The 5,939-nt window shown below is 61.1% G+C and carries 6 protein-coding genes; all 6 read right to left on the minus strand.

Going from position 1 to position 5,939, the window contains the following annotated elements:
• Positions 1 to 639: carbohydrate ABC transporter permease (locus tag TX78_RS13025; protein WP_233722110.1), on the minus strand; the 639-nt coding region annotated here is incomplete at its 3' end.
• Between the two features lie 2 nt (positions 640 to 641).
• Positions 642 to 1,613: a carbohydrate ABC transporter permease gene (locus TX78_RS00970; RefSeq protein WP_044492847.1), complete on the minus strand. Its 972-nt coding sequence runs from the start codon at positions 1,611 to 1,613 to the stop codon at positions 642 to 644.
• On the minus strand, positions 1,610 to 2,920 hold the full coding sequence (locus TX78_RS00975) for an extracellular solute-binding protein (protein WP_044492849.1): 1,311 nt from the start codon (positions 2,918 to 2,920) through the stop codon (positions 1,610 to 1,612). Before TX78_RS00975 ends, TX78_RS00970 begins: the two co-directional genes overlap by 4 nt.
• 97 nt (positions 2,921 to 3,017) lie before the next feature.
• Entirely contained in the window at positions 3,018 to 4,310 is a 1,293-nt protein-coding gene (gene clpX, locus TX78_RS00980; protein ID WP_044492852.1) for an ATP-dependent Clp protease ATP-binding subunit ClpX, read from the minus strand.
• Positions 4,311 to 4,486: 176 nt separating this feature from the next.
• Positions 4,487 to 5,143, minus strand: a complete 657-nt coding sequence (locus TX78_RS00985) for an ATP-dependent Clp protease proteolytic subunit (RefSeq protein WP_044492854.1) — start codon at positions 5,141 to 5,143, stop codon at positions 4,487 to 4,489.
• A 38-nt stretch (positions 5,144 to 5,181) separates the two neighbouring features.
• The gene (locus tag TX78_RS00990; protein ID WP_044492855.1) at positions 5,182 to 5,790 is read right to left on the minus strand and encodes an ATP-dependent Clp protease proteolytic subunit; all 609 of its coding nucleotides are present in this window, start codon (positions 5,788 to 5,790) and stop codon (positions 5,182 to 5,184) included.
• Positions 5,791 to 5,939: the final 149 nt, after the last annotated feature.

The raw sequence follows: 5,939 nt of genomic DNA on the forward strand, positions 1-5,939 counted from the left end.
GTCATTCCATGCGATGAAGAAGGCGATGATCGCCGTGGTGAACACCCCTGGCAGTGCCAGCGGAATGATCGCTTTGCGGAAGGCTTGCCATTGTGTGGCCCCGTCCACCTGGGCGGCCTGTTCCAGTTCCCACGGGATCTGCCGGAAGAAGGCCGACAACGTCCAGATAGAGATGGGCAGTGTCAGCGAGAGGTACGGAATGATCAGGCCGAGCCAGGTGTCGTAGAGCCCGATAGTGCGCCACAGGTTGAACAGCGGTGTGACCACCGAGATCACGGGGAAGATCGAGACCGCAAGGGCAGCGCCCAGGATAAGCCGCTTGCCCGGAAAGTTCAGCCGCGCGATGGCATAGGCGGCCAGCGTGGCCAGCACCACCGCTATGGCGGTGGAGATGAGGGTGATGCCGATGGAGTTGCGCAGCGCGCTGAGGAACAGTCCCTGAGCGCTGCCAGTCAGGATCATCTCGTAGTTGGCCCAGGTCCAGGTGTTGGGAAGGAATGACTGGTTGCCCAGGTCGGCCGGAGTCTTGAAGCTGGTGGCCAGAATGGCGGCCACCGGGAACAGCGCGTACAGCAGGACGAGGATCGTGATGATCGCCCAGCTCAGCCGCTGACGTGTGCTGAGTTTTGAAGTCGCCATGACTATTTGCCTCCCTCTTTCTTCTTCCCGCCGGAGGCGTCGGTACCGCTGGCCAGATCGACTTTGAAGAGCTTGATGGCGGCGAAGCACATCAGCAGCACGCAGGCGAAGAGCACTACCGAGACAGCTGAACCAAGGCCGATCTCAAGCCGCGAGATGGACTGCCGGTATGCCAGCAGGGCGAGCACTTCAGTTCCTTCTGAACCGCCGGTCATAATGAAGACGTTGTCGAAGATGCGGAAGGCATCGAGTGCGCGGAACAGCACCGCCACCATGATTGCTGCCTTCATATTGGGAAGAATCACCCTGGTCAGCTGCTGACGCCAGGTAGCGCCGTCGACTTTCGCTGCTTCGACCAGTTCATCGGGGACCTGCGCCAGACCAGCCAGGAGCAGCAGCGCGATGAACGGCGTGGTCTTCCAGATCTCGGAGGCCATAATGACGAACAGCGCCGTCCACGTATTGGCGAACCAGTCCAGCTCGGCGCTGATGCCTGGCACCCAGGAGAACCAGTTGTTGATGAAACCTGAGTTGATGTCGAACATGTAGTACCAGGCGAAGGCTGAGACCACAGTGATGATGCCGTAGGGCACCAGGATTGCGGTGCGCAACATGCCCCGCAGGGACTTCAGCGCTCGGTGCATCACCATCGCCAAAGCGAAGCCTAAGACCAGCTCCACCGCCACAGTGACGACGGTGATGAACACGGTGACCAGGAATGGACGCCAGAAACCCCAGTCCGTGAACAGCAAGATGTAGTTGTCCAGGAAGACGAAGGCCCGGTCATCTGGCGCGGTCAGCCGGAAAGAGAACATCGAGTCGAAGACGGCCTGTGCGATGGGATAGGCGGTCACCGCCACCATGAGAAAGAATGCGGGACCCGCCAGCAGCCAGCCGAGCCGGGCTTCCGAGCGGGCCCGGCGGGACTTTGCCCGGGCTATGCTTCCGCGCTTGGATTCGGAGGTTGTGCTCACAGCAGGCGCTCCCCTCGCAGGACGTCAGTGATGTAACGGTCAGCTTCGGCCGGAGTGGAATCGGGGTCCACACCGGAGACCGGGGTGAAGGATTCCTGAATGACCTCGGAGATTTCGTTGTAGAACGGGGTCTGCGGCCGGGGTGCCGCCCCGTCCAGTGCCTCGCGGATGGTGTCAGCCATCGGATAGTCCTCCTCGATCCGGGGATCTTCAAAGGCTGACGCGGAGGACGGCGGATTGCCGTTGGTGACGAAGTATTCTGCCTGGTTCTCCGGGGTCACGATGCACTCGATCGCCTGGAATGCCAGATCTGGGTGCTCAGACTCTGCTCCCACGCCCAGGTTGATGCCACCCAGCGGCGCTGCTGCAGGTGTGTCTTCATCCATCTGCGGATAGGGTGCCCAGCCGATGTCTTCGGTCAGGGATGAGTCCAGGCTGCCTTCTTCTGCCGCAGCGTTGGTAGCGGCCCAGACGAAGGGCCAGTTGACCATGAAGGAACCGTTGTCACGCTGGAAGAGCAGCATGGACTGATTTTCATCCATTGACGCGATGCCCGGGCCGCCGAGCCCCTCAGCGCCGATTCGCCCCAGAATCTCAGCGGCGTTTCGTCCGGCCTCGGAGTCAAGGTTGGTCTCTAACTCTTCTGCTGAGGCGGCCGGATCCACAATCACAGACTCACCCTGGGATTCGATGAGTGCATTGACCCAGACCGTCATGGACTCGGCCCGGATACCCTGCACCCCGAGGTATTTGTCCTGCTCGATAGCGGCGTCGATAATCTCGTCCCAGGTCACTGGCTGACTCATGTCCAACCCTGCCTCTTCAGCTACCGATTTCCGGTACCAGAGAATCTGAGTATTGGCCCAGAACGGGACGGTGACGAGCTCATCGTTCCAGGTGGCCCCTGCCAGAGCGCCTTCCAGGGTGTCCTGGGTGTTCCGCTCCGCGACATCGTCGGGAACTGGAGCGAGGAACCCTGCTTCGGCCAGTTCGGGGATGAATGGGGGATCCAGGGACATGATGTCCAGCGATGAGTCCCCTGCCGCCAGACGTCGGGCTAGCTGTTCGCGCTGGGACGGGGCATCGTTGGGCAGCAGCGAAGTCTGGATGCGGTAGGCGCCGTCGGCTTCCTCCGTGCATTTCTCTGCTAGGGCCTGCTGACCGCCGTCGTCTGGGTTGATGTACCAGGTCAGTACTGGGGTGTCGTCGCCCTCGCCGCAGCTAGTCAGTAGCAAAGCCGCGGTCATGGCAACGGCTCCGATGCCGATGTGACCTCGTCGGAGCTTTGCGCCTCCAGTTGTCGTCATGGTTTCTCCCGCCATCCAGCTAGGTAACGCTGATCACATCATCGGCATGTGGCCTGGACGTAAGCTGGACTTGCTGGAGAAACGGGGGTGGTTTCTCCTATGCAGACTTTTTGCGGAGCTTCTTAGCCTCGCTGCGCGTGAGAAGTACTGGTTCGGCAGCATCCCGAACGACTTCTTCGGTGATGGTCACGGCCGCAATGTCATCTCGGCCGGGCAGCTCGAACATGATTGAACCCAGGGTTGCCTCGAGGATGGAGCGCAGACCACGCGCGCCGGTGCCACGAGCCTGAGCAAGTTCGACGACGGCGGCCACCGCCTCGTCTGTGAACTCCAGTTCGATGTCATCCAGAGAGAAGATCTTCTGGTACTGCTTGATCAGTGCGTTGCGCGGCTTCGTGAGGATGTCAGTCAGCGCGGCGTCGTCGAGTTCTTCCACGGTGGCCACCACCGGAAGGCGACCGATGAACTCCGGGATCAGGCCGAATTTATGCAGGTCCTCGGGCTCAACGTCGGCGTAGCTGACCTCACCGCGGGTGATGGTGCTCAATGGTGCCCCGAAGCCAATGCCCTTACGGCCGGCTCGCGACTCGATGATCTCCTCCAGCCCGGCGAAGGCGCCGGCCACAATGAACAGGATGTTCGAGGTGTTGATCTGGATGAACTCCTGCTGGGGGTGTTTGCGCCCACCCTGCGGAGCTACCGAGGCCGTCGTGCCTTCAAGGATCTTCAGCAGTGCCTGCTGCACGCCTTCGCCGGAGACGTCACGAGTAATGGAGGGGTTCTCCGACTTACGGGAGATCTTGTCGATCTCATCGATGTAGACGATGCCCTGCTCGGCCTTCTTCACGTCCCCGTCGGCGGCTTGGATGAGCTTCAGCAGGATGTTCTCCACATCCTCGCCCACATAACCGGCTTCGGTCAGGCTGGTGGCGTCAGCAACGATGAACGGAACCTGCAGTTTCTTCGCCAATGATTGTGCAAGATAGGTCTTGCCGGAACCGGTGGGGCCGACCATCAGAATATTGGACTTGCCGATTTCGACGTCGTCGTAGGGTCCCTTCTCCAGGGAGGTTGTCTTACCGGCTGATCCGCTGGCCTGGATCCGCTTATAGTGGTTGTGAACCGCGACCGCCAGAGTGCGCTTAGCTCGGGTCTGGCCCACCACATATTCATCGAGGAACTCGAAGATCTCCTTGGGCGTGGGCAGCTCGAGGTCATCGGTCTCCTGAACCTCGTTCAGGTACTCCTCGATGATCTCGTTGCACAGCTCAATGCACTCGTCGCAGATGTAGACCCCTGGGCCAGCGATGAGCTTATAGCGCACCTGCTTCTGGCTCTTGCCACAGAATGAGCACTTCAGCAGGTCAGCGCTCTCACCAATTCGTGCCATGGAAGGTTACCCCTTGAGGACTGCATCGGACGGTCATCTCGCACGGGAGTCCCGCACGAACACTGCAATAAGCCTACGGTACTGCCCTGACATACGCGGTGACCGCCACCCAGCATGAAGCTGACTGGCGGTCACCGCGAGTATCAGCGGGGCCTGCCGCCCACGCAGTGGGCGAATCAGACCGGCAGCTTGCGGGACGAGAGCACCTCATCCACCAAGCCGTACTCCTTCGCCCCCTCAGCGGAGAGGAACTTATCGCGATCAATATCCTCGCTGATCTCATCAGGAGTCTTATTGGTGTGCTGCGCCAGCACCTTCTCCATCCAGGTGCGAATGCGGCGAACCTCATCAGCCTGGATAGCCAGGTCGGTGGCAGTACCGCGAGTACCGCCCATGGCCGGCTGATGGATCAGCACGCGAGCGTTCGGCAGCGCCAGACGCTTACCCGGGGTGCCAGCTGCCAGCAGGACAGCAGCTGCCGAGGCAGCCTGACCCAGGCAGACGGTCTGCACGTGCGGGCGGATGAACTGCATGGTGTCGTAGATGGCGGTCATGGCGGTGAAAGAGCCACCGGGTGAGTTGATGTAGAGGGTGATGTCTCGCTCCGAGTCCATGGACTCCAGCACCAGCAGCTGGGCCATGATGTCATCAGCGGAGGCATCGTCCACCTGTGCACCCAGGAAAACAATCCGGTCCTCGAAGAGCTTCGCGTAGGGATCCTGGCGTTTGAAGCCGTAAGGAGTCCGCTCTTCAAACTGCGGAAGGATATAGCGAGCCTCGGCGGGGCCCTGCTGCGGCATAGCAGAGGGGGTCTGGGAGAAATCGAAGTTCATAGCTGTGCTCCTGTTGTCTCTAAAGCCGTGGTGATCTCTCAGACTCCGCCGCCGCCGGAGACGGTCGAGGAGCGCTGGGCAATCTTGTCGAAGAAGCCGTACTCCAGGCCTTCTTCTGCGGTGAACCACTTATCGCGGGCGTTGTCCTTCAGGATGGTGTCCACAGACTGACCGGTCTGCTCGGCAGTCAGCTCAGCCATGACCTGCTTCATGTGCTGGATCAGCTGGGCCTGGATGCGGACATCCGACTCGGTGCCGCCGATGCCGCCGGAAGGCTGGTGCATCAGGATGCGAGCGTGCGGAGTGGCGAAGCGCTTGCCGGGAGTTCCGGATGAGAGCAGGAACTGCCCCATGGATGCTGCCAGGCCGGTAGCGACGGTGACCACGTCGTTGGGGATGAACTGCATGGTGTCGTAGATGGCCATGCCAGCCGTCACAGAGCCGCCGGGCGAGTTGATGTAGAGGTAGATATCCGCCTCAGGGTCCTCGGCCGAAAGCAGCAGCATCTGCGAGCAGATGGCGTTGGCGTTGTCGTCGCGGACCTCGCTGCCGAGCCAGATGATGCGCTCTTTCAGCAGGCGGTTGTAGATGTAGTTGTCCTGGGATTCCGGAGCCACTGTGGCCGCCGCGGTGGGGTGCTCAGACACGGATTGCCTCCACTGTCAGTCGTCGATGTCGTATCCAGAACATTACTGGAGAAGGAGACGACGACGACGCCCGCCGCGGGACTGTTCGCCGTCGGCACAGTGTTGGTTCCGCGGGCGGGGAAACCCCGCCACGGCCATGACGTGGCCCG

It is taken from the genome of Nesterenkonia massiliensis, from assembly GCF_000455245.1.
GTDB classification, from domain to species: domain Bacteria; phylum Actinomycetota; class Actinomycetes; order Actinomycetales; family Micrococcaceae; genus Nesterenkonia; species Nesterenkonia rhizosphaerae.

What these genes read in the sequence shown, in the direction of transcription:
- TX78_RS00985 (WP_044492854.1), bottom strand. Translation starts at nt 5,143, where the DNA reads ATGAACTTCGATTTCTCCCAGACCCCCTCTGCTATGCCGCAGCAGGGC.
- TX78_RS00975 (WP_044492849.1), bottom strand. Translation starts at nt 2,920, where the DNA reads ATGACGACAACTGGAGGCGCAAAGCTCCGACGAGGTCACATCGGCATC.
- clpX (WP_044492852.1), bottom strand. Translation starts at nt 4,310, where the DNA reads ATGGCACGAATTGGTGAGAGCGCTGACCTGCTGAAGTGCTCATTCTGT.